At 54.9% G+C, this 23743-nt stretch carries 19 protein-coding genes; 6 read left to right on the top strand and 13 right to left on the bottom strand.

Going from position 1 to position 23743, the window contains the following annotated elements; all coding sequences use genetic code 11:
- Positions 1–188: 188 nt before the first annotated feature.
- The 9 genes from FN806_RS19590 to FN806_RS20605 form a co-directional block, all read right to left on the bottom strand.
- Positions 189–905 (bottom strand): glycoside hydrolase family 25 protein, encoded by a 717-nt coding sequence (locus FN806_RS19590; protein ID WP_142640298.1) that lies wholly within the window; start codon positions 903–905, stop codon positions 189–191.
- Positions 906–926: 21 nt separating this feature from the next.
- Positions 927–1565, bottom strand: a complete 639-nt coding sequence (locus FN806_RS19595; RefSeq protein ID WP_142640300.1) for a tail fiber protein — start codon at positions 1563–1565, stop codon at positions 927–929.
- Entirely contained in the window at positions 1562–4858 is a 3297-nt protein-coding gene (locus tag FN806_RS19600) for a hypothetical protein (protein WP_142640302.1), read from the bottom strand. The genes FN806_RS19595 and FN806_RS19600 overlap by 4 nt, the downstream gene beginning before the upstream one ends.
- 5 nt (positions 4859–4863) lie before the next feature.
- Positions 4864–5544 carry a hypothetical protein gene (locus FN806_RS19605; RefSeq protein ID WP_142640303.1) on the bottom strand — a complete coding sequence of 227 codons (681 nt, stop codon included), beginning with the start codon at positions 5542–5544 and terminating at the stop codon, positions 4864–4866.
- 41 nt (positions 5545–5585) lie between these two features.
- Positions 5586–6893: a hypothetical protein gene (locus FN806_RS19610; protein WP_142640304.1), complete on the bottom strand. Its 1308-nt coding sequence runs from the start codon at positions 6891–6893 to the stop codon at positions 5586–5588.
- Between the two features lie 36 nt (positions 6894–6929).
- Positions 6930–7523, bottom strand: a complete 594-nt coding sequence (locus tag FN806_RS19615; protein WP_142640305.1) for a hypothetical protein — start codon at positions 7521–7523, stop codon at positions 6930–6932.
- A 23-nt stretch (positions 7524–7546) separates the two neighbouring features.
- A complete protein-coding gene (locus tag FN806_RS19620) occupies positions 7547–8146 on the bottom strand; it encodes a hypothetical protein (RefSeq protein ID WP_142640306.1) in 600 nt (199 codons plus the stop codon).
- A gap of 73 nt (positions 8147–8219) precedes the next feature.
- Positions 8220–8846, bottom strand: coding sequence for a hypothetical protein (locus FN806_RS19625; RefSeq protein ID WP_142640307.1), 627 nt, complete (start codon positions 8844–8846; stop codon positions 8220–8222).
- A gap of 210 nt (positions 8847–9056) precedes the next feature.
- Positions 9057–9677: a helix-turn-helix transcriptional regulator gene (locus FN806_RS20605; RefSeq protein ID WP_221929505.1), complete on the bottom strand. Its 621-nt coding sequence runs from the start codon at positions 9675–9677 to the stop codon at positions 9057–9059.
- Between the two features lie 383 nt (positions 9678–10060).
- Between FN806_RS20605 and FN806_RS19635 the strand changes: the two genes are divergently transcribed.
- Together FN806_RS19635 and FN806_RS19640 are read left to right on the top strand one after the other, a co-directional pair.
- Complete coding sequence (locus FN806_RS19635; protein ID WP_142640308.1) at positions 10061–11083, top strand: Ldh family oxidoreductase; 1023 nt, start codon at positions 10061–10063, stop codon at positions 11081–11083.
- 64 nt (positions 11084–11147) lie between these two features.
- Entirely contained in the window at positions 11148–13454 is a 2307-nt protein-coding gene (locus FN806_RS19640; RefSeq protein WP_142640309.1) for a Tex family protein, read from the top strand.
- A gap of 38 nt (positions 13455–13492) precedes the next feature.
- Here FN806_RS19640 and FN806_RS19645 read toward each other — a convergent pair whose 3' ends face one another.
- Positions 13493–14752, bottom strand: coding sequence for a replication initiation protein (locus FN806_RS19645; RefSeq protein WP_142640310.1), 1260 nt, complete (start codon positions 14750–14752; stop codon positions 13493–13495).
- 579 nt (positions 14753–15331) lie between these two features.
- On the opposite strand from FN806_RS19645, the gene FN806_RS19650 reads away from it, so the two are divergent.
- Together FN806_RS19650 and FN806_RS19655 are read left to right on the top strand one after the other, a co-directional pair.
- Positions 15332–16717: an AAA family ATPase gene (locus FN806_RS19650; protein ID WP_142640311.1), complete on the top strand. Its 1386-nt coding sequence runs from the start codon at positions 15332–15334 to the stop codon at positions 16715–16717.
- Positions 16710–17777: a ParB/RepB/Spo0J family partition protein gene (locus FN806_RS19655; protein ID WP_142640312.1), complete on the top strand. Its 1068-nt coding sequence runs from the start codon at positions 16710–16712 to the stop codon at positions 17775–17777. Before FN806_RS19650 ends, FN806_RS19655 begins: the two co-directional genes overlap by 8 nt.
- A 187-nt stretch (positions 17778–17964) precedes the next feature.
- On the opposite strand, the gene FN806_RS19660 is transcribed toward FN806_RS19655, so the two are convergent.
- Positions 17965–18648 (bottom strand): IS6 family transposase, encoded by a 684-nt coding sequence (locus FN806_RS19660; protein WP_142640313.1) that lies wholly within the window; start codon positions 18646–18648, stop codon positions 17965–17967.
- A 95-nt stretch (positions 18649–18743) separates the two neighbouring features.
- Between FN806_RS19660 and FN806_RS19665 the strand changes: the two genes are divergently transcribed.
- Together FN806_RS19665 and FN806_RS19670 are read left to right on the top strand one after the other, a co-directional pair.
- Positions 18744–19340, top strand: coding sequence for a hypothetical protein (locus FN806_RS19665; protein ID WP_221929506.1), 597 nt, complete (start codon positions 18744–18746; stop codon positions 19338–19340).
- 157 nt (positions 19341–19497) lie between these two features.
- Positions 19498–20724: an ATP-binding protein gene (locus tag FN806_RS19670; RefSeq protein WP_142640314.1), complete on the top strand. Its 1227-nt coding sequence runs from the start codon at positions 19498–19500 to the stop codon at positions 20722–20724.
- A gap of 207 nt (positions 20725–20931) precedes the next feature.
- Here the strand turns inward: FN806_RS19670 and FN806_RS19675 are convergent, their stop codons facing one another.
- Positions 20932–22317, bottom strand: coding sequence for a M20 family metallopeptidase (locus tag FN806_RS19675; protein ID WP_142640315.1), 1386 nt, complete (start codon positions 22315–22317; stop codon positions 20932–20934).
- 12 nt (positions 22318–22329) lie between these two features.
- Complete coding sequence (locus FN806_RS19680; protein WP_142640316.1) at positions 22330–23736, bottom strand: amidohydrolase; 1407 nt, start codon at positions 23734–23736, stop codon at positions 22330–22332.
- Positions 23737–23743 lie beyond the last annotated feature (7 nt).

A 23743-nucleotide genomic window follows, 5' to 3' on the forward strand; every position in this document is an offset into this window, starting at 1 on the left:
GCCGCCCGTCAGCTCCCGAAACCATCATCTCAATGGATCACAGGCCAATGATGCACTAACAATCAAATTGAACCAGTCAGATGAGGCTGCTCAACGGGATCACTCAAATTCTTTGCGGAGTTGCACTACCGTTTTTTGGGTATTCCCAAGTTAGCAACTGAACATTTTGGTGAATCGAACTGTGACAATTATAAGTTTCGACTTTGCACCCCGTACTGCGCCTTCAGTTGCTGAACCGATCCGCAATACACGTCCAAATCAACCTCTGGGGCAATACCGAACACTCGCTCGTTCGTAGAATGCTGCCAAAACTCCCATTGCGGCGCATCCGGTGCGGGTCTGGCTGCGTATTCTGCCAGCCAGACCGGGTAGTTCCCGAAACCCGAGGTCAGCTCGGTCTCCCAGGTGTTCAGATTGGCATATACCATTGGCACCGTTCCGAAAGCCCTATGAACGCTGGTAAGCCATTCCAGCGCGAGGCTTCGATAGGCGGCCCCCTGTGCCGTCGGGACGCCTTCAAGATCGAGTGTAAATGGCAGGTGCAGAAGGCCGGATTTTCCAACCGGGCCTTTCGAAAGAACCGCCTGCACTGCATCGACAAAATTCGTGACCTGTGGCTTGGCCGGGTGGCTGATGTGAAGCAGGTGATAGGCGCCGCACAGGATACCCACCTCATTCGCGCCCAGTACATTTGGCTGAAAATACGCATCCTTGATGCTGACGCTTTCGGTCGCCTTTATCAGCGCAAAAGAAACACCCGAGGCTGCGACTTGCGGCCAGTTGATATCCCGCTGATGATCACTGACATCTATCCCTTTTGCCTGCGCCTTATCTGGCGCCGCTTTGGGAATCTGACCCGATGGTTTGCGAAACGACCTTACAATTTTGCCCAGCCTACATGCCATCAGATCGGCCTTTTCTATCTGTCATAACACCGCATCCAACCGACATTTGATCAGCCAATAGACCGAGATGTTGATTGCGCGGGTCTCGGTCTCGCTGGTCAGGGCCGACCCTTTAACGACGTTGCCCGAATTGGATTGGGGTGTGGGGGCGATAACCGGTTCCGGGCCTAACACTCCGTTTGAAACCGTGCTGTCGCTTTGTTCCAGCACATGTTGGTGTTGCTGGAGCGCAGACAGTTGCAGCGACCCTACCCCGTCATATTTCTGGTTCTTTTTGTCGGTTCGGTACCTCTGGTCCTGATCCTTATCGACTTTCCCGCCGGGGTCTACGCCGCGCAGAAAATAGCCCTGGTAATCAGGCAGTCGAAACTCTCCGTCCTTGCCTTTACCAAACAGATATCCGATGGCGGCAAACAATTCCGGATAGGCGGAAATCAACAGAGGTGAGCCGTCGCAAACCTTCCAGCCATAATGTTGCAGATCAGTCGTCCCGCCCGCTAGCTTTTTGGATTGTCCCAGAAGCTCCCCGGAAAAAGCGATCACCGCGCCAACTGGCATCCCCAATACTCGGCCCGGAGACGGACCCCAGCCTTGTTGCGGCTCAAGCGGTCCGCCAGGAGCATTTGGTCGGGGCGGGGTCGGAAAGCCTGGCGGTCTCATTCTGAATCCGCCTGACCTGGCAGATCACTATCCGCACTCAGCATGCACATATGCGTGGGCACCTGAACCGTCCAGGATTGCGCATTGCCTTCATCGTCTTGTGTATGTTCCGATTTAATCCGGGCCACAATCTCGGCGTCTTCGGGCAAGCAAGGGGCAAGATGGTCTGCATCCGGCCAGATCCGACCGGTGCGCAGGAAATACAGGAAACTGCGCGCGTGCTTTCTGTCGACCGGTGCCAGAATGCGCACACGGTCAGCGCGCAGAAAATCCCGGAACCGCAGGTCGGGTACGGTCTCGCGCAGGGCAAGATCCGCGGGGTCGCCTGTCAGATCGCTGACTTCGTCTTCAATATCCATGAATGTGGCGATGTCGGACCACCCGACCGTTTGTTGCAGATAGTGCCGGATACGCGGCTTGGCATAATCCGGGGCCACGGCATCTTTCTCGGACCCGCTGAGGGTCAAGATTTGCTCCTGGGCCGCAGACAGGATTTCCGTCGTCACCGCCTTGTTCAGGAACGCAGGGTTCTGAGCCTCAATCGCAGCCACCTGTTGTTCCAGTTTGCGACGATATCCCTCTAGCTGCCGCGCATACGCTTCCTTGATCAGCCTATAGGTTTCGAATTGCCAATCGGAATAAGTCTGCGCCGACCGTTGGCACGTCACTTCAAGAGTTGCCGCAAAGAAACCGGTCAATTCGGATTGCAAATGCATTGGTGCAGGATCCGGAACCGGCATATCCGGCGGAGAGTTGGGCTCGGACGATTGTGTGGCTGCGGTTTGCTTGAGGCTGCACAGAATGGTGAACCCAAGCGGATGGCCTTCATCCGCCGGAGAGGTTCCGGTTCCGAACCCTTTATCCAGCTGGGCGCTCAGCACCTGCGCGCCCGAGGCTTGGCTGACAGGCAGGCGCAGTGGCTGCGGTGACTTGTCCGCATGACCGTTTGAACCGGGCGGGGCGGATTTGCCCCCCGCTTGCTGAGGTTGCAGGGCGACCGACCCCACGATGACATGGGTTTCTGCGGGGGTTCCGACACTCATCACCGTTGCTGTTGCGTTGATGGGCTCAAAGCCTCTGGGTATCAGAACGGCGCCTTCGGCCACTGGCGTATGGCTTTGCACCGTTTGACTGACCACAAGCTTGAATGGCGGGGCCATACGGGTCTCTTCCACGCCGAATTCCTGAAACGCATCAAGGTAAAAGACCTTGCCATCGTCTGTCTTGCCAGCCTCGTCGGTCAAATCCTGAAACCCGCTTATCCCAAACTCACCTGGAGATTTCGGTGGACGCAGATCAAGCTGCCAGGACCGGCGAATATGCCGGACAAGATTCTCACCCGGGCTGGGAACCATGATCTCAAAAATCAAAACCTCGCCCAGACTTTTCGTGCGCAAGCGAAAGCTTCTGTTCACCCAACGATAGATGCCGCGGATATCCGTGCCGTTCCGCCGATTGTCAAAGCGCGTCACATCCGAGTATTCGGTTTCTTCAACTTCGGATAACTCGCGCGTATGGCGCATTTCGCGTGACAGGTTTCGCACCGTTTTCTCGACGATGTCGCGAGCAAATTTCAGGTCGTTTTTCGCAAAGCCTCCGGCTGGCTGCTCTTGCACCCACCAATTCCCGGTAACACTCATCTTATTGCCATCTGTCGGCATTCCGTACTGGGTGTCGTAAGAGTTGACATGCGTGGTCGAGACATGGTCGGCCAACGTCTTTTGCACCTGGTTGATTAGGTCCGAGACCGAGGTATCCTCGTCCCGCCGTGCAATTTTGGTGGTCACATCGGAATGTGCCTCATGGCTTTCGCGGCGCTGCAACCTCCGGTTTCGCGTCTCGCGCATTTCACCGCGCAGGACATTTTCGATACGCTGCACGTCGCCCAATTCATACCCAAGTGGCTGATACCGGATCGAACGGGCAAGCCCGTATGAATAGGCGCGCACCCAGCCGGGCTTTGTCAATTTCAAAGGGATCTGATGATCTGTATCCTTTGCCGCAACCGGCGCAGGCTTTTTCGGCTCGAATATGGAGCCAGGCAAAACCAGCGTCGCATGCATCCAAGCTTTGATCTGTTGCCCGGTGACCGGATCGGTCATCAAACTGGCCTGCCCTCCTTCGGTTGCAGCCAGCGCACGGGTTAGAACGTGATGGGTAGTCAACACCTGAATCAGAACTGCAAGTTCGTCTTTTTGCCAACCAGCCAGAAGGTTCAACGCAACGATGCTTTCCCAGATGCGGACCAGTTCCTTTTGCGCATCCGGTGCATTTGCCAGAACCTTGAATGCGGCCCATCCGCCCAGACGGGCCTTGATCAGATCTGTGATCTGGGCCAGCGAATATTCCGGCAGCTCTCGCAGAGCCGGCCACAGTTTAGGATATGAGCTGAATGGCGGGCCAAGCGTTTCAATCGAGGAGATGAACCCCTCGGGTTTGTCCGGTTCGGCCGCAAGCTGAGCCTTGCCGGATTGCCTCGCATCCGATGCCGGATGGGGCGAACTATCCCCACCTGGTGTCTTGTCAGTGTTCGAGCTTGGATCCACGTAAGTAACCGCCAAAGCCTCCTGCCCTGACCTGTCCCCGGATTTTGAAACAAGGCTTTGCAGGAACACGCTGTTCGCCAGGATCTTTTGCGGAACCTCCATGAAACCCGCATCCAGCGCGCCCGGCGCTATCGACGGCCAATGTTTCATATAGATGAAGGGGAACAGCTCATCCCAGCGCAGGTTAGCGCCCTGAGTGACCGGGCTCAGCCCGTCAGAATCCGGGTCATCGCTAAATGAATTGTCACCATCACCACCGTGAGTGTGGCTTGGCTGATCTGGGTCATGCCCGTCATGTCCACCGGAACCGTTTTGCCCGGTGCCAGAGTTCCCACCATCATCGGCCCCGCCCCCTGCTCCGGAATCGGGCGATGGAATATGGCTTGGCTTGCCAAATTCAGACATGAAACCCTGAAAGCGCCAGACACGACCGGTCTCGGGTTCTTGCAGAGCCAAAGCCCCAAGGACCTGCTGAGACAACGGCGTACTCAACCCGCTTTGCCAGGTCAGGGTACCGGTCAACCGCTCACCGGTTTCGAACAGCACATTCAGCGGCGTTCTTTCCTTGTACCTCAGAACAGGGCCGCGCACGGCCTTGCCCGGTGTCTTGGTGAAAAAGAACTGGACGGTCACGAATTCCGGGGGATCGGCACCATGCGGATGGGTTTCGAAATTGGCCACCAACTGGTTACGCAGATCCTCGAACGGCGCATCCATCCAAATGAGTTTAGGGTCCTGGCTGGTCATGCCCGTTAAGCGTCTTCCACCGCCAACACGACCTCAAGCTCGCTGATCGCCTGCAGTGAACCCTTGGTCAGCTTGCTGGATTTCAGGCCACTGATTTCCAGACGCTCGATATCCAGTTGCCAGACATCAACACCGGTATGGATATTGTCAAAAGGCGCGTGCGGAAAGAATGCCTCGATCTCGGAGTATTCATACAGGTTGTCCTGAATCACGGCCAACATCGCCGCGCGAGCCTCGGCCAACACCTCAACCATATAGTCGCGAATGCGGTCCAGATCCGCGTCGGACACTTCGGCGAAATAAACTGCGGATCGCGTGCCATCTTCATCGAAACGGGTCACGACTTCGGTCGCCGGGGCGAGCAATATCTCATGCTCACCCTCGATTGAAAAAGGCCCCTTGTCTGCCGCTTCTGGGGGAAGAAACTCGATCAGCGCACCGCAACAATCAATCAGAATTTGCTGCCCGGCTTCGGCAATAAAATTATCATCCTCCCAAAGCTCAATCGCGATTTCAGGATCAACCTGAGCATATGGCAGAGCATAGCGCCCGCCGCCCTGCAGTTTCTGACCTTCGGGGAAAATTCGACCCCCATTTCCGCGCTGGAAAAAGGTCAAGATAGGTCGACGAAACATCAGAAACCGACCAGAGCGGGTATGTACGAGTGCATAAACCTGAAAGGCCATGTGTCTTCTCCTCCGATATGTTAATTCGGGCTGTTGGTGACTTAGTCCAAACCCAATACGCGACGGACGCGGCTCAGCTCGCGGTCATGAACAGTCAGAGCATCCAGAAACAGAGAGACTGCAACCCGGTTATCCGCAGAATAATGCCCGCCCAGAACATGCTCCAGCGCAGCCGGGCAGTGGTCATAGGCATCCGCGATATTGTCGACGCTCAGCGCGCGCATCCCAGTACGCAGAACCTTGTCGCAATAGGCAGCAAAGCTGGCGTTCAGGTCGTTGATCACGATCCGCTCGGTTTTAGGTGAGGTCGACGGCTTGTACGGCTCGTAAAGTGGCACCCAGCTTTCGGCGCGCCCCAGATGGGTCGAGGTGGGCGGATAGCCATTGGCGGTCATGAACATCGTACAGCCAAAACACGAGGCCAGCTTGGTGGTACAGTCACCAACCGTAATTTCATAAGGCGTGCAATGCGGGCCCAGATGATAGGCCTTGTAGATCGCCTGGATCATACCGTGGGTATAGCCCTTAACGCCTTCGTCCCCGCTTTCATCGACGAAATTCATACCCTGATCAAAGCGCATAATATTGGTGATCTGGTCCGACCGGTTTGTCGCCCCGTGATCGGGTTCCTCTTCCTTCGGAGCATCCTGCGCCAGATCGCCGCCAATGATGCCCCAACCAACGCAGTCATGGTCATCGGTATCGCGACGAACGCGCGGGTTCCACAGGGCAGATTCCTCGGGCGGCAACCACCGAGGATACCATCCCTCGAAAATATTGTCGTCATGATCGCCCGCATCCAGATCAGGGATATGGAACCGCGCGCTTGGCATCGGACCGACCGGATCGGTGTCGCCTTCGACATTTCCGTTATCGACAAACCCGGTATAGGCCCCCAGCCCGATATACTGATAAGCGGGATCGCGATCCCTTTGCTTGATCTCATCATATAGCACCTGCCCCTTGTCACTGAGGTGGTGTTCGGGGTGGCGGATATCGCCCTCGGTCGGAGGCTCATGCCCGGCCAAACCATAAACCCCAACGATCACAGCGCCGGTTTTATGATCGACGGCCGTCCCTGCCCTGACCGAATGGCCCTGCATGTCGATTTCCAAAGCGGCCAGCTGTCCGATTTTCTGGGCGGCTTGCTGAAGCTGATCCCATTCGCGGGACCATTTGTCGGGCCTGGGCATCTCGTCAGAAGGTTCCATTGAAAACTGCACATCGACATTGGCGCGTATCTGTTCGATCGAATGACCTACGATGGCGGCGGCAACAATATAGTCCGCCTCAAGCTTGGGATCAGCACCGCCGTCGGTCAGAATTCCGGATGTACGTCTGTAAGCCATCAATTCACTCCTCCAAAGTTTCGCCCGCTTGGGGCGTCATGAATATTGAATGTCGTAACCAAAAAAATTGATTGGATCGGACTTCGGACCCGGCGTGCCGCCATACATGGCGACGCGCATCGCCTGGACATGGTGCAGATCAAAACTGGCCACACCCGGACCTATTTCCCGGCGGTCGATCCGAAAACCCTGCCGCGTTGTCATATCGGCCGCAAAGTTCAGCCGGTCCGGAGCCCGGAGCACGCATTCTCCCTGCAAAGGCAGGCGGGTTTCGGTCAGGGGAAAGCCGCAGCGCACGACCTGCACCTTGTGCAACCGATGCCCTTTTGGAACCGTGATGGTCAGGTCAATCCCGTCGCCTTTGCGCCGGGGTTCGATCGTTGCCTCGCCACAGACAACTTTGCGATCCACCAGAACATCGGGTGAAATATTGCCCTCGCGGTTGACGAACCTGACCGACAGGGTCAGGTCAATCTGAAAGCTTCGGTACCAGCGATACGGGCATTGCAGAACAACCTGCCAGGTTAACGGCCTAATGTGCTGGTCGTGATCCAAACAGTCCCAGAACAGGCCAACCCTGCGCACATTGGGGTTTAATGATCGGTTCTCAAATACGAGTTGGGTTGTCATCGCGCCACCCTGACGAATCTGTGTTATGAACTCGACGGCGGCGGCGACAGCCTCATGATAAAACCAAGCTGTTGAAACCCCGGCTCCAGGCCGGATTTCAGACGCAACCTCAAGAACTTTCCATCCGGCTCGCCACTGATTTTGACGTGGCCGACCACTGTGAAATCTGTTTTACCCTTATCGCCCTTGGACGGTGACGCCTTGGCGTCTTTGCTGGGCTTGGGTTTGGCGGGTTTGGGAACCTCAACCCAGCCATCACTGACCGCCAGAGCCTGAATTTCGGATGAGACCCCGTCCTTGGAATATGTAAAATCCGTGAAGGTGACGGCCACGTCCTCAAATTTCCCGGCATCGTCCACCTTGTACTGAACCGAAATCTGAAGCCCGTTATAGGGGGGCTTGTTGCGCCCGGTCTTATGGAAATCGCCAGATTGCCAAACCTGTTTGATGGGCTTCAAACTGTCTTTCTTGTCCGCGTCATCCTTGGGTTTCGAATCCGGCTTTTTGGGATTCGCGGGCTTTACCGGCGTCGGGGTATCAGCGGCAGCCTTCTGATCGCTGTCTTCGTCGCCCTCAGACCGTTTGCGTTTTAGGGCGATTGTTGTGTCGGCAGTTTTGGTCATGACACACCTCCTCTTTCCATAGCTCCGTCAAGCGGTGTGCATCCTGCGGCGCGTGACTCGCCGCAGGGCGCGTTTACGCATTGATGTTTGCCAGCTGGAAATCGAAGGGGGTAGAGTTTTTGCCAGGCCCGCCGCCCGACATCACGATATCAGCGCTTTGGATGCCGAACAGATTGATCTCGGTGTTGATCTGACTGATGATCGCCGAGTCCATGACCTGGCCCTCTTCGATCTGCGACACCACGCCGATATAGATGGTCGGGTGGAACTGAAAGACGCCCTTCTGCCCCGGCGCAAGGTTGGTCTTGGCGGCCAGAAGTTTGCCTTCGCGATAGATATTCGCGTTGATCGATCCCATGGTCAGATTGTTGCGCAGCTCGACCTCATTCGGCGACGTTGCCGGGGTTTTGGCCAGGCGCAAAATATCTCCGCTGGTGTCTTTGACCATTTCATAGGCCTGACCGTCATAGGCCGTCATCTGCGGCGTATAGTTCCCATAGCTGTCCGAGGCCGAAACCTGAAACTTCAGCGGGTATTTGAAGGGGTGATAATCCAGCCGCCCCAGGTTTTTGATGACTTTCCACGCGATAGCGAGTTCGCCGAAATCTTCGGCCACGTTTTGCTGGAAAATAACGATCGATGAATTATTGGCATCATCCGAGTGATTGACCAATCTGAGTTGAATATTTTCGGTAACCAATTTCAGATTCCTTCCATTAGCGGTTCTTGTCGAGAACGACGAAATCGTGAATCAATGCTAGCTGAGAACTCTGTAATTCGATCTTTGCAGGAATCATCATTTCCTTTGATCTTTGCACTGTTAGACCCCTGCCCGCGGTAACCGGTGCGCACTTTGGCCAGCCTCGCGCGCGCAGGAGCATGCTCATCCAGGACGTGTTTTGGGTGATGCTTAGTTCATCGAATTGCGATAGCGCCGATACTCTGACGGCGAGACGTCGAATTCCCGTTTGAACGCGGTCGAAAAGTTATTCGCATCCTCGTAGCCAACCTTGAAGGCGATGTCCTGAATGCTGTGCTGCCCCTCAAGAACCAGGGCCGCTGCATAGTTCAACCTGTAGCGCCGAAACCAAGCCATGGGGCCAACGCCGAACTCTTCCTTGAACCGCTTGGACAAGGTGTTCCGGTTTGACCCGACCACTTGCGCCAAGGCGTCAATGCCGCCTGTAAATTCGGGCTCGGTAGAAAGGAAATTACAAGCAGCATTGACCAACGTATCTTTTGAAAAGTACTCGGCAGAGACATTCTGTTTCATCAATGCTCGCGCCGCACTGAATCTGTGCTGGATTTCGCTGGTGACAAATGGATAGGCAATATAGTCGCTGTATCCTTGCGAATATACTTCGGCACGCGCCGTCGACAAACCCAGGTTGATCAGTGCAAAACTGTGCTGGCGCTTATGCGACCCGGCAGGTTTTGGGGCATTGGCCGGCACAAAACGCTTCAGGCACTGACGTACAACGATTGCTTTTTCATGGTGAGAAATGCCTGTGCTTTCTGCATCGTTCGACACGCGGTATCCCATAGACCTTTCAACTATGCTGCGAAATTCGGACAATAGGCGCGGTGTAAACTCCAAGCAGATCACTCGGTCACGATCATAAGGACTGTGCATAAAATTCCCCATCCAAAAAAACTTCTGAAAATTTTGTAGGGCGCCACGCAGAGTGCGACCTCTGCTGATCTGAAAAATCAACTTGAGTCGCTGAGCCGCCACCACAACTTTCGATTGAGTACAAAAGGTCTGGGAACTTCTGTTAACTTATTCACATATTGCATTATTAGACCAATCCAATACGGTATTAACCATAAATGAATGGCAAATTGCCAAGGGTTCTCCTTGCCAGCCAGACCAAGCTATGCCTTCTTCTGCCAACGCAATGGGAGACATGGCAGATGAGCGAAGCGGTCAAGCTGACACTGGATGAGATACGAAACCTAAGCCTGACCATTCTGTCCGGATCCGGATACGGGCCGGACCATGCAGCGGCCATCGCGGATATGCTGGTCACCTGTCAAATTGATGATTGCCAGTCGCACGGCCTGTTCCGACTGTTCATGTGCAATGACACCATGAAGGCAGGCAAGATTGACGGAAATGTCGCGCCAGCCATTACCCAATCGGATAACGCCATCGTTCGGGTCGATGCTCGCGGAGGTATGTCCCTGCTGGCATTTCATGAGGCACTTCCAATTCTGATCGAGAAAACCCGAACCCTTGGTATTGCAGCCATGGCCATCAATCGCTGTTTTCATTTCTCTGCGCTCTGGCCCGAAGTGGAGCGGCTATCTGCTGCCGGCCTTGCGGCGATGGCGATGGTACCAAGCCATTCCTGGGTTGCCCCAGCCGGCGGCACCCGCGGTTCGTTGGGCACCAACCCGCTGGCATTCAGCTGGCCGCGACAGGGCAAGGATCCCTTCACCTTTGACTTCGCAACAAGCGCCTTTGCCCGTGGCGAAATCGAACTCTATCGCCGCGCAGGCAAGCCCCTACCCGATGGCGTAGCAATCGATAAGGACGGCAACCCAACCAACGACCCGCAGGCTGCGATGGAGGGTGCGATGTTGACCTTCGGCAGCTACAAGGGTTCGGCCCTGTCCATCATGATCGAACTCTTGGCCGGTCCGCTGATCGACGACCTGACCAGCCTGGAAAGCATGGAGTTTGCCGGCAACTCAGGCGGCGCCCCCTATCATGGTGAAATCCTTCTGGCCTTCGATCCGGGGCATTTCAGCGGTGGCCGAATAGACCCGAACGATGCAAGGGCAGAACGCCTGTTCGCTGACATCACCGATCAGGGCGCGCGCCTGCCATCGCAACGCCGGTTTGCCGCCCGGGCCCGCAACATCGAACGCGGATATGTTGAGATTGCCAAAACCCTCTATGACGATCTGCAAGAGTTGGCCCAACAGATTTAGCCCCCTTCCCCTCAGCAAAGCAGCTGGCTAAGAAGTCTCTCCGAACGACTGTCAGGAGGCCCCATTGGACCGCATCGCCCGCACCATCGCCACCGAGATCAACGCCCGACCCGATCAGGTAGGGGCCGCAGTAAAATTGCTGGACGAAGGCGCGACTGTGCCCTTTGTTGCGCGCTACCGCAAAGAAGCGACAGGCGGTTTGGACGATACCCAACTGCGCACCCTGTCAGAACGCCTGACCTATCTGCGCGAATTGGACGCCCGGCGCACAACCATCCTGAATTCGATCAAGGATCAAGGCAAGCTGACAGATGATCTTGCAAAATCCATTGCGCTGGCTGACACCAAAGCACAGCTGGAAGACATCTACCTTCCCTACAAACCCAAGCGGCGCACCAAGGCAATGATCGCACGCGAGAACGGGTTGGAACCTCTGGCTAACGCAATTCTTGCAGACCGGTCTGTCGATCCCGATACCCTTGCCCAATCCTACCTGTCCGAGGCTGTTCCGACCAGCAAGGATGCCCTGAACGGTGCCCGCGACATTGTCACCGAACGACTAACCGAGAACGCTACCCTGTTAGGCGAACTGCGCAGCTTCATGCAGCGCGAGGCGCTGCTGACATCGAAGGTGATTGATGGCAAACAACAGGATGGCGCGAAATTCAGTGACTATTTCGACCACTCCGAGCTGTGGGCCAAAACGCCGTCTCATCGGGCTTTGGCGATGCTTCGCGCGTCAAAAGAGGGCATCGTGACATTGGACATCGCGCCGGACCCCGAGACCGGCGCGGCTCGGGCGGAAGCGATCGTCGCATCACATCTGCTAACCCGCACGGATTCAACTGCCGATACTTGGTTACGCAAGGTGGCCGGTTGGACCTGGAGGGTAAAGCTCTCGCTGACGATGATGGTTGACCTGATGGCCGACCTCCGCAGCCGTGCCCAGGACGAGGCGATTTCTGTTTTCTCTCGCAATCTCAAAGACTTACTTTTCTCTGCGCCAGCTGGCGCCCGCCCAACCTTGGGGCTGGACCCTGGAATACGAACAGGTGTCAAAGCAGCGGTTGTCGATGCAACTGGCAAAGTGGTTGCAACTGAAACAATTTACCCGTTCCAACCCAAGAATGACCTTCGAGGCGCACAGGCCACAATCCTGCGCCTGATCGCCCAGCACGGCATTGAGCTTGTTGCAATCGGCAACGGAACAGCCAGCCGCGAAACCGAAAAGCTGGTCGGCGACACGCTCAGAGATTTGCCCAAAACCGTCACTCCTCCCACCAAAGTCGTGGTCTCGGAAGCCGGAGCATCGGTCTATTCCGCATCCGAACTGGCCGCCCGAGAGTTCCCTGACCTGGATGTTTCCCTTAGGGGCGCAGTTTCAATCGCCCGTCGTTTACAGGACCCTTTGGCGGAACTGGTCAAGATCGAACCCAAATCCATCGGGGTCGGGCAATATCAGCACGATGTGGATCAATATAAGCTTTCGCAATCATTGGCATCTGTCATTGAAGACGTTGTGAACGCTGTCGGGGTTGATCTGAATACTGCTTCTGCCCCATTGCTGTCGCATGTGTCCGGGTTGGGCCCGGGGCTGGCAGAATCCATCGTGCTGCACCGCGACATGAATGGTGCCTTTCAATCTCGTGCAGAGTTGCTGAAGGTGGCGCGCCTTGGTCCCCGCGCGTTCGAACAATGCGCGGGTTTTTTGAGAATACGCGATGGGGCCGAGCCCCTTGATGCGTCTTCCGTGCACCCCGAGGCTTATTCCGTGGCCCGACGCGTTGTCGCCGCATGTGGGCTGGATATTCGGCAAATCCTGGGGGATGAAGGTGCCCTGAAAGGCCTGCGCGCCGAACAGTTTGTTAACGACAGTTTTGGCCTGCCCACGGTTCAGGACATATTCTCCGAGCTTGAAAAACCCGGTCGTGATCCCCGGCCACATTTCAAAACTGCCTCGTTCGCTGATGGCGTGGAAGAGATCAGCGATTTGAAACCTGGAATGACCCTGGAGGGCACAGTTACCAATGTCGCGGCATTCGGCGCTTTTGTTGATATCGGTGTTCATCAGGACGGGTTGGTGCATATCAGCCAACTGGCAGATCGGTTTGTCAAAGATCCCCATGATGTCGTCAAAACCGGCCAGGTAGTTAAGGTACGGGTCGTCGAGGTGGATGCGCCGCGAAAGCGCATCGGCCTGACGATGCGCAAGGATGGTGGCATTGAAACCCGGCAAAAGCGCGTTCAAAGCAGCGACCAATCGCGGCAAAGCCATACAAAACAAAAAGAAACACAACGCGCAAAAAACGGCAATAATGCGCAGCAGGGGGCACTTGCAGATGCACTGAAATCTGCGTTCAAAAAACAATAATCTGCAAAAGGGTATGCACCCCCCTGCCCTTACCGCGATCAGTCGAAAGCGTCTGGCTCTAGCTCTTGCCAGAATTCGAAGATTGCGGTTGCGTTCAGCCCCGAGCGCCACGCATGCGCTCGGAAATGCTCGCGGTCCAGGTCGTTGTCTAGACCGGCAAGAAACAGTCTTTTATCTGCGTCCCTCTGTGTCGGGTTTCGCCGCGAAACCAGCTCTTCTACGATCGAGAGTTTCCGCGCCCGCTCCTCCCGCTCGGCTACCCGTTCGGCATAGGCTTTGTCTTCAACCGCCACTTGGGCCTGCCTCGCCTGCGCTTCTTCCAGTGCTTCGGGGCTGGGCTTCGTTGGCTGTTCCGGTTCAGGTGGCTGATAGTCATCGCGCAATGCAGCCGACAGATAGCCCAATGTGGATTTCACTCCGCCCTTTTGCCTTACGTAATCAAGTTTCTGCGCGACGTAGTCTTCACCATGTTCGGAAATCCACTGTCGGGCTAAACGGTCCGAGACCCCTTGATCACGTAGCTTCGTGTACACCTGCATATTCCGAGCACCGTCGCTGTCATCAATTTCGAACATCGCCTTTTGCGGGTTTCCCTTAATCCGAAAGCGAATATCGGTGACCGTCCGGCCTTTCTTTTGGAATTCGGGTTCGATCAGAATGTCCGAGCTTTTGTTCACCTCGGCAACCGCCGGTTTGATGATCTTGGCGTTGAGATGTTTAAAGCTGGTATAATAGTCGCTGCCATCTACCCCCATGAGCTTTCGAAACACGTCCAAGGCCCACCAACCGGTCGACCCGATGCGCACAAAGCGATAGCAGTTTTCATACAGTGCCAATCCGTGCCCAGAACTAAAGTTGCGCTGAATCTGAACGTTGATCAGCGCATAGATTTTGGGATCATACAGCTTCTGCGCCAGCGCCGGTGAGTAGGCATATTCACAAACACCATTCTTGAGCTTGGCAAAACTCAGCAGAGAGGAAACACCCCATTCCTGACGCCCCTGCTCATCCAACATGTCCCATTCAGCGACAGTCTCGGCCAGGGCGCGCAGGCTTGCACGCAAGGTATCAAAATCGTTCGAGTTATAGCCGACCATCATCGCCAGAGTTCGTGCATCGATGGTATGGGTCTGTGCAGATGTCAGCGCATCATAGGCATTGAGAAGCAGGACATTCGACAGCTTTCGCTGAAGCAATGTCAACTTACCGCTGATGTGAATCGCGGCGACGTTCTTTTTCACCGTTTCCCTTCGCAAGGCTCCGGATAGGTGATCCATGTCTATTTGTGTTTCCGGCATGATTCTGCCTGACTGCTCTTTTTTGTATTTCTGCCATGAAAGGTACCTATCAATCAACTTCTATTAGGTGCCCAAATACAGGATCAGGCTCATCCCGAAAACGGGTACCCTAAACAGATATACCTAAACTTATCCCCAGACCTATCATCGCGAGCCCGTCATAAGAACGACTCAGACAGGATCGAACGTACTGGAAACGGCTTTGTAAGTGTCTAATAGCGTCGAAGATCCACGTCCCTGCGAATCGGTGCCCTTGTTCCTGTCGAATGGTTCCTTTGGTCCCGTATCTGGGCACCTTTGATCCCGGAATCGGATACCCCAGGAACTGTAAATGGGTCCCTAATGTGATCTAACTTGTTGTTATAATTATCATATTCTTAATCTAAATCTCTTAAAGACTCTATAAATAATAAACTATTTGTTGGCGTGCTCTCTCATTTTCTAGAGTTTCGTGGCGAAACCCAGCCTTGCGCGCAAAAACTGTGGAAAACTTCCGATAGCAGGATAGCTTTAGAAGATAATGTTCGCTACATTCCTAAATATACGCCGCTAAGGCGAACATCTTCTGAGGCAACGACAGTGAACAAATCAAACCAACCTCCGCTACCGCCATATCTGAATCTTGATCCCGCAACAGCGGCCGGGAAGTTACCTGATCCTATAGGCACCTCTCGATTCGCGAAAGCAGCGGCATTCTGCGCCAAAGGCCGTGAGGATCTTGCCCGCCGAGGTTATGCCCCTGATGGGGAAAAGCGGCTGCGTAGGTTTTCAATCTGGGAAATAACTAAGTACCTAATTCCGGTTGCACCTGCGCATCTCCGCCGTGTCCTCAAAGCAAATCCTGATCTTCCTCAAGGCGAAGGAGAAGCTGGTTCAAAATGGTTCACTTTGGAAGAGGTCCTGACCTTGCGCCAGCATTTTGCGGCTGAAGGCGTCAGCACGAAGGAGTATCTTCCCTACCGGCCTGAAGGGCTTCCGGCAAAGGTTGTTTCCGTTGCAAATTTCAAAGGCGGTGTTGGAAAAACCTCGACCGCCGCCCATCTGGCCATGTCCGCCGCCTTGGACGGGTACAAAGTTCTGGTAATCGACCTCGACAGCCAAGGATCCATGACGTCGATCCTTGGCGGCTCCGTCGCAGATGAATGGCAAACTGTGTTCCCCTTGATCGCAAAGGACTATGCTAGGGCGGTACACGAGGAAAACCGCGTGCGCAATGCGGCAGGTCAACCTGAAATTCCATTGGATGAGACCTTGCAAGAAGCGCTTAAAACGACCCCTGGCGATGTAATTCAGAACACCCATTGGCCAAATATTGATCTGATAGGCGCGCAGTTGAACCTTTACTGGGCCGAGTTCCAGATCCCAGTGTGGAGGATGGGGCTGAGAAGTTGGCCTTTGTGGGACGGCCTGACCAATTTCCTCGAGGATGAAGGTATCCTCAACGATTATGACATCGTCTTTCTCGATACGCCTCCTGCACTTGGGTACCTTACGATCAATGCACTGGCTGCTGCAGATATCCTTCTGGTTCCGCTTGGAGCTTCGTTTCTGGAGTTTGATTCAACGGGTCGGTTCTTTGACATGCTCTATACGACCTTCGCCAGTATCGAGGATGGTGAAAACACGGCACAACGCGCAGCTGGCTTGCCTGAGCTCAAGTTCGAATGGGATGTTGTACGCGCAATCATCACCCGGTTTGATGCCAGTCAGCAAACAGACATGGCGAACGTAATTCAGGCCTATTTCGGGGATTTCATGAATGCCTACCGGCAGGACTATACTGCTTTGGTTGGGCAGGCTGGTGAGCAGGTGAATGGGATCTACGAAGCCGACTACCGTGATTTTAACCGGGACACATATGTTCGGGGTCGGGAAACGTTTGACCGGACTTACGCAGAATTCAAAGAGGTTCTGATCGGTTGCTGGTGGCGCGACGCTCAGATGGGAGGAGAGGCAGATGGCTAAACGCAGAAGACTGACCGCACCGGACACAACAGAGCTCGAACAGCTTGAAGCGGGTTTCGCCGCGAAACCGTCGATCAGCCCGTTTGAAGCAAGCTCGTCCGCACCTCCAATAGCTCAGGTTGCGGCTGAGGCCGCTACCTTGGGTGGCATGGCGTCCGTGACAGACAGAGTCGCTTTGGCCCAGGACCAAGGTGATGCAGCTAGATGGCGCGATGCACAAACCGCCGGTTTGATTGCGGAAAAAATATCGCTGGATCAGATTGATCCGGATTTCATCCGCCGTGACCGGATGGTTGAAGACGAAGAAGCCATGGCGGAACTGTTGGAATCGCTGCGCGTTCACGGCTTGAGAACGCCAATCGAGGTGAGCCGGGTCGGTGACAGTTTTGGCCTGATCTCGGGCTATCGGCGTCTGGAGGCCTTCAAGCGGCTGTCCCAAAGTGATGCTCGGTTCATCGAGATTCCTGCATTTGTCCGTGAGGCTGGAACAGGGCAGGGCGCTTACGTCTCGATGGTGGAAGAGAATGAGCTGCGCTCGAACCTCAGCCCTTATGAACGCGGGCGCGTCGCGGTTCTGGCGGCGGGGCAGGGGGTTTTTGCTTCAACCGAGGCCGCTGTCGATGTGCTCTTTGCTGCAGCGTCCAAAGCCAAACGGTCCAAGGTCCGTAGCTTTGCTATGGTGCATGAAGCGTTGGGGGATTTGCTGCAGCATCCCGTGTCGTTGTCAGAAAAGGCCGGGCTCAAGCTTGCTTCGGCATTGCGGGACGGGGCACAAACCAGATTGCGTCAGGCATTGGCTGGCGCCGGCCCGTTGGATTCCAAATCCGAATGGGGTCTGCTTGAAGCTGCGATCAAGGGCGTGCCGGACGCGGAAAAAGCTAAATCGCGAGGCGGGCGCCCGCAGCAGGTGCAACGATTGACACCGGTTGTCCTTCCCACAGGCGGCACAATTCAGGCCGAGGTGACATCTGGGGAACTCCGCCTCAGGATACGCGGGCGGGAATTTTCAGTTGATGAGGCTCAAAAACTGATCGACCAGATTGGCAACCATCTGGGCTAGCCCTTTGACGAGACCGGGATAGATCGATCTCGTCGCCAAACAAATCAAAGAGCTGACTGGATTGGTTCGCAGAGGCGAGTTCTACTACTGTCAAGGTAATGATCAAAATGTGGAATAAATGATCATTGTGAATTGGATGTGTCGCAAACTTTTAGAACGGCCAGCGTCAGCGACCTACCGGACACACCTATCCTGCGATCTCGGCAAACAGCCGAAAGCCCGACGTGGTAGTGTTGGGGAATTGCTGCTTTCGGATCATGTTGGCGACCTCAATGCCGTCCAGAGTAGCCGAGGCGGATCTGAACGATTTGAACCCACACATGTGCCGTATGCGACGCTTGATGAACCTATGATCCTGCTCGATCAGGTTGTTCAAATACTTGGACCTGACCGTTTGGATTTTGGTTGTGCAGCCAAACCGATTAAGGATTTTGTTCACTTCTCGAATGCCCGCCGCATTAGCTCCACTTTTGTCGATAACGATCTTTTCTGGAATTCCATTAGAAGACAGCGCTTTGGCAAAGAAACTAGCTGCTGCTGGACGGTTCCTCCGCTCAGACAGCATGAAATCAAGGGTATTTCCAGCTTTGTCGACGGCCCGATAAAGGTACATCCATTTGCCGCGAACACGAACGTATGTCTCGTCCATGCGCCAGGAACTCAGCGTTGGTCGCTTCTTCGATTGCGCGTTCACGGCGATCATCGGTGAATACTTAACAACCCACCTATTGAGAGTGGCGTGGTCCACCTGCACGCCTCGTTCAGCCATGATTTCTTCCAAATCCCGATACGACACTGTGTACCGCAGATAGAAAAACACAGCGTACAAAACTGCGTCTTTGGGGAAGTGACAGCCTTTCAAGGAGATCATGCTTAAACCTGTTCGAAAACTATTTGGCGGGAACAAACGCCAGATCCGGCGTGCCCGTCAATCGGACATCGAAGTTTGCGACACATCCATTCACTGTGCTCCGCGACAAGGTTTCGGCAGCCCTGGCTCACCTCAGGGAACTCGTTGCAGACGATAGCACAATCTCAGACCTGATGGTGACTGTACGCAACGCTCTGCGCCGCAAACCGGACGCAAACGTACTTAGCAAATTACTGTCTGAAATATCTGTGGAAATCTCGGAGATTACGCAAACCGATACAGAAAATTTGAGGGGCAATGACACTGAAATTGAGGGGCACAAAGAGGACTCATTGAATCCAGAAGTTAAGAAAGAGAAAATCTCTCGGATTCAAGTTTCCCCAGATCAAATGCAGCACAGTTTTCCACGGTTATGCTCCGAACTACGCTTTGCACGGGATCAAGCACATTGTGATCGTCTGATGGACGACATCGCTGCATATCTACGACTTGGACAAACCTGGTATGCTATGAAGTCGACACATGGCCCAGCTATTTGTTTCATGGTTTTGGGATACATCTTCCAACGCGCTGAGAAAATACAGTCTCACGTGTCTTACATGATTACCCTTTTAGCGAAGTTAGACAGTGGTGAAATGAAACCTACAGCTCTGTTGGCACCAAAGGCTCGTATTCATAAGAATTCGTCCTGACCACTGAAAGATACCATGAAAAAGGTACACCTGTTATGGCGACCAAAACTCAGTCAGCGCTTTCAGTCTTCAGTATCGCGGTTTTCAATTAGTCGGTCATTGACTTTCAGTTGGTCGTAACCGTACTTTCAATCGGTCAGAATGAGATGGTTCAAGCATGTATCCAAGATTCGCTAAAACAAGAATTGAAGAGGCGTTGTCGGACACCCGTGTTGTTCTTATCTCGGGACCCCGTCAGTCTGGCAAGACAACGCTTGCCACAGACATCGCTTCCGACAAGGTTCCTTTTCTAACATTGGATGACGCGACCGTCTTGCAGTCAGCTGTCGATGATCCGGTCGGTTTTGTACGAGGACTGGATCGGGCAGTAATCGACGAGATTCAGCGGGCACCAGACTTACTACTGGCAATTAAGAAAACGGTGGATGATGACAGAAGGGCAGGGAGGTTTCTGCTAACCGGTTCTGCCAATCTCATGACCATACCGAAGGTCGCGGACTCCCTTGCAGGTCGAATGGAAATTGTTCGTCTCCTCCCCCTCAGCCAGACAGAAATCCTTGAAACAAAATCGGGCTTTATCGACAGGGCGTTTGACGCAAAGAACCCCGTCGTAGACAAGCTGGTCATCGGAGATGACCTTGTAGAGACAGTTCTTTCTGGTGGCTATCCTGAGGCACTTGGACGGAAAAGATGGGGACGAAAGCAGGATTGGTACCACGATTACGTCGACGCTATTGTCCAGCGGGATGTCCGCGACGTGGCCCAGATCGAACAGCTCGCCATCATGCCGAAACTACTGGCAGTTCTCGCGGAGCATTCCGGTCAACTGGTCAACTATTCGGGGTTAGGTGCCGCCGTTGGGTTGAATCATGTGACCACCCAGAAATACATGCGCGTGTTCGAAAGCCTTTTTCTCGTGCACAGTTTGCAGCCGTGGTTCACAAATCGTCTGAAGCGCCTCACCAAATCCCCCAAGCTGCACTTTCTTGATGCAGGACTTCTTGCAGCGATGCGCAACGTCACCCCTGATACTGTCAAAAAGGAAAAGACACCCTTCGGGTCGATCCTGGAAACATTTGTGTTCAGTGAATTGCGCAAGATTGCCACCTGGAGCGAACAAAGGTGCACGTTTTCTCATTTCCGCGACAAAGACAGAAACGAGGTAGATATCGTTCTGGAAAACAGACGTGGAGAGATCGTCGGGATCGAGGTGAAGTCGTCTGCAACGGTTACTTCCAGCGACTTTTCCGGGATGCGCAAATTGGCAGAAGCGTGTGGTGATAAATTTGTTCAAGGGCTCGTTCTCTACGACCACGATCAGGTTGTACCCTTTGCAGACAACATGTTTGCGGCACCTCTATCGAGCCTGTGGGCGGCTACTTAATAGATGCGCAAAGCTATTAGAGGGCAGGGGGCTTAAGCCATCGCTATCTCCATTTGCAACACATAGCTTTCGGCACAAGCGAGCGGGAAGAAGACGTTCGCTGCATATGCGATAACAACTCCCGCAATCCGTGAAAGCGGTCATTTACAGTCGGGAGTGCGATACCCGCCCGATCCAGGTATGGATGAAATCCTTTGTGGCGCGCGGTCAGAGTGGCCTGGCAAGGTCACCAATATCCCAGAAAAGCCCGGCCATTGCCCGCAATGCATCACGCGACACCGACTTCAACACGTGTTCGTTGGGCGCGTGCTGCGAACAGCCACGATAGGAATGAGGCACCCAAACCGTTGGGAGGCCGAGCACATCGGAAAAGACCTCATTGGGTAGGGAACCGGCGAGATTTGGCAGAATATGTGGCTGCTTTCCGGAGGTATCTTCCAGCGAACGCGCGACAAACGACACCCAAGGATGATCCGGCGATGTCCGCGTCGCATCAAAGAATCCACGGTCATGAGGTTTGATATTAACGATCTCAAATCCTCTTGCATCAAGGTGGCGACGAAGGGCCGGCAGGATACCGGATTGATCGGTGCCAACAACGAAGCGGAGCTGGCAGGCGGCCTTGGCATATCCCGAGATCGCGTTAACCGGCGCTTCGGGGACACCGCTTTTCATCGCGAGGATCGCAAAACTGTTCCAGCCGAAGACCCGTTCGGCCGGTGTCAGACTTTCCTCGCCCCAGTCTTCGTCAATCTTCGGACCGCCATCTTCGCCTACCGGCAAGTTGCGCAGGGCATGCCGGATCTCTTCGGTTAGGCTGGTCGGTCGCCACTCTGGTATTTGGATTTGGCCCCTCACATCGGTGATCGTCGAGAGGGCTTGTGCAAGGATCATCGCGGGGTCGGCAAGTAAACCGCCCCAGTTGCCGGAATGATGCGCACCGTCTCGAAGGTCAACAATGAGGTCGAACGAATAGCCGCCCCGTGAACCCATGAACATCGTCGGAGTGTCTGACTGAAGGCGTGGTCCGTCCGATGCGATCAGGACATCCGCGGCAAGGTTTTCTTTGTGCGTGGCGCAAAAATTCGACAGCCCCGGCGACCCCATCTCCTCACCCATTTCAACAAGGATCCGAATGTTGAAGCCGAGTGATCCACGAGCGTCGATGACGGAGCTCAACGCAGCTAAGTTGATGAGGTGCTGTCCCTTGTTGTCAGCGGTACCGCGTCCGAAGAGGCGATCACCATCGTCCACGAGACGAAACGGGTGAAGCCCGTTTCGCCACTGATCAGTTTGCGCGCGGGTCACGTCGCCATGCCCATAGGACAGGATCGTTGGGCTCGAGTCGTCCTCGATGCGTTCAGCGACAAGGATCGGACCTGCATCCGGCACAGGGTTCGGGTGGATTGCGCAGGAGAACCCAATACTGCGCAGGCGCGGAACGAGGGCTTCCTCAAGGTAGCGCGGAAGCTCCGCGGCTTTCTCCTGTGTCTGGCTCTCCGTCTCATGGGCAACCAGTTCGCTAAGTTCTGTTGCAAATTGACCGGTGTCGAAATACTGGGCGGCGTTGTCTATAGCAGAGGCGCGGGTCAAGGTTGTTTTACCTCAGACAGGTGGACGCACGTCGTCCGGGATCGGACAAGTGTAAGGTGTTTCGCCCAGATGGTCTTGGTGCGTCGCGCGTGCAGCTTCGATGCGCGAGGGATCCTCAACCAGTCGACACGCTGTCGCGGCCATTGCTTTTGCTGCGTAGACCATGCCTTTGTGAGCCGCGGGCGCCTTGCCTTGTGCCACTGTTTGCCATGTATGAAACGGCGTTCCTATAGCACAGGTGGCAACTCGTGCCTGAACGGTTGGGACTGCCCAACTCACGTCGCCAACATCCGTCGAGCCTTCGCCGCCATCGCTGTGGCGATCAAGAGCTGCGATGAAGTCGCATAGAGCGAGATCCTTTTTGGGCTTGGCACCGATCCGCTTGAAGGTCGTGTTGATGTCAGCCTTGGTCAATGTAGTCTGAATCTCGCGGGCAAAGCTGAGGTCTGTTTCGTCAAAGGCGACGGGTCCGAGTTTCTCTAGCTCGTGCTGCATGGTTTCTTCCAAAGGACGATTGCCAAGCAGGTTCGAGACGCCGGAAAAGACCTGGCTGGTAACTTGCGTTCCTGTCATCAGCGCCGCGCCGTCCGCGATCTTTCGGACGCGCGTAACCAGATCGGCGAGGTCGGGTAGCGAACTGGCCCGGACGAGCTGGCGCACTGTGGCCTTGGCTTGCACCACGTTCGGCGCAACGCCACCTGCATCGAGATAGGCGTAGTGCACCCGGGCGCTGTCGGGCATGTGCTCGCGCAGATAATTCACACCGATGTTCATCAGTTCAACCGCATCAAGCGCGGACCGGCCCAATTCAGGCGCGCCAGCAGCATGGGCGGCTTTTCCATGAAAAGTGAAGTCGATCCGGGTGTTCGCGAGCGATCTGGCCTCATTCACGCCTGTGAAGGTTGCTGGATGCCAGGAGATGGCCGCGTCGACATCATCGAACAGTCCTTCGCGCACCATGTACGTCTTGGCCGCGCCCCCTTCTTCGGCGGGGCAGCCATAGTACCGCACACGGCCCTTGATGCCGTTTTCGGCCAACCAGTCTTTCACCGCCGTGGCAGCCAAGAGTGCGGCGGCGCCCAGCAGATTGTGACCACACCCATGCCCGTTGCCGCCCTCTTCAATCGGCTGATGTTCAGCCACACCTGGCGCTTGGCTCAGATATGGCAGCGCATCGAACTCGCCGAGGATGGCGATCACCGGACCCTCGTCTCCTGCCTCGCCAATCACGGCCGTAGTAATGCCAGCTGCATTCTCTGTTATCTTGAAACCTTGAGCGCGTAACATCTGCACATGTTCAGCGACGGACTTGTACTCGGCGTAAAGCGTCTCGGGCGTGTCAAAGACGCGGTCAGACAATGCGATAAAATCATCACGATGGCGGTCAACGTGGTCCCAGATCGGATCGGCGTTTTTCAAGGGGCTC

The sequence above is a fragment of the Ruegeria faecimaris genome (assembly GCF_900182615.1).
In the GTDB taxonomy this organism is placed as follows: domain Bacteria; phylum Pseudomonadota; class Alphaproteobacteria; order Rhodobacterales; family Rhodobacteraceae; genus Ruegeria; species Ruegeria faecimaris.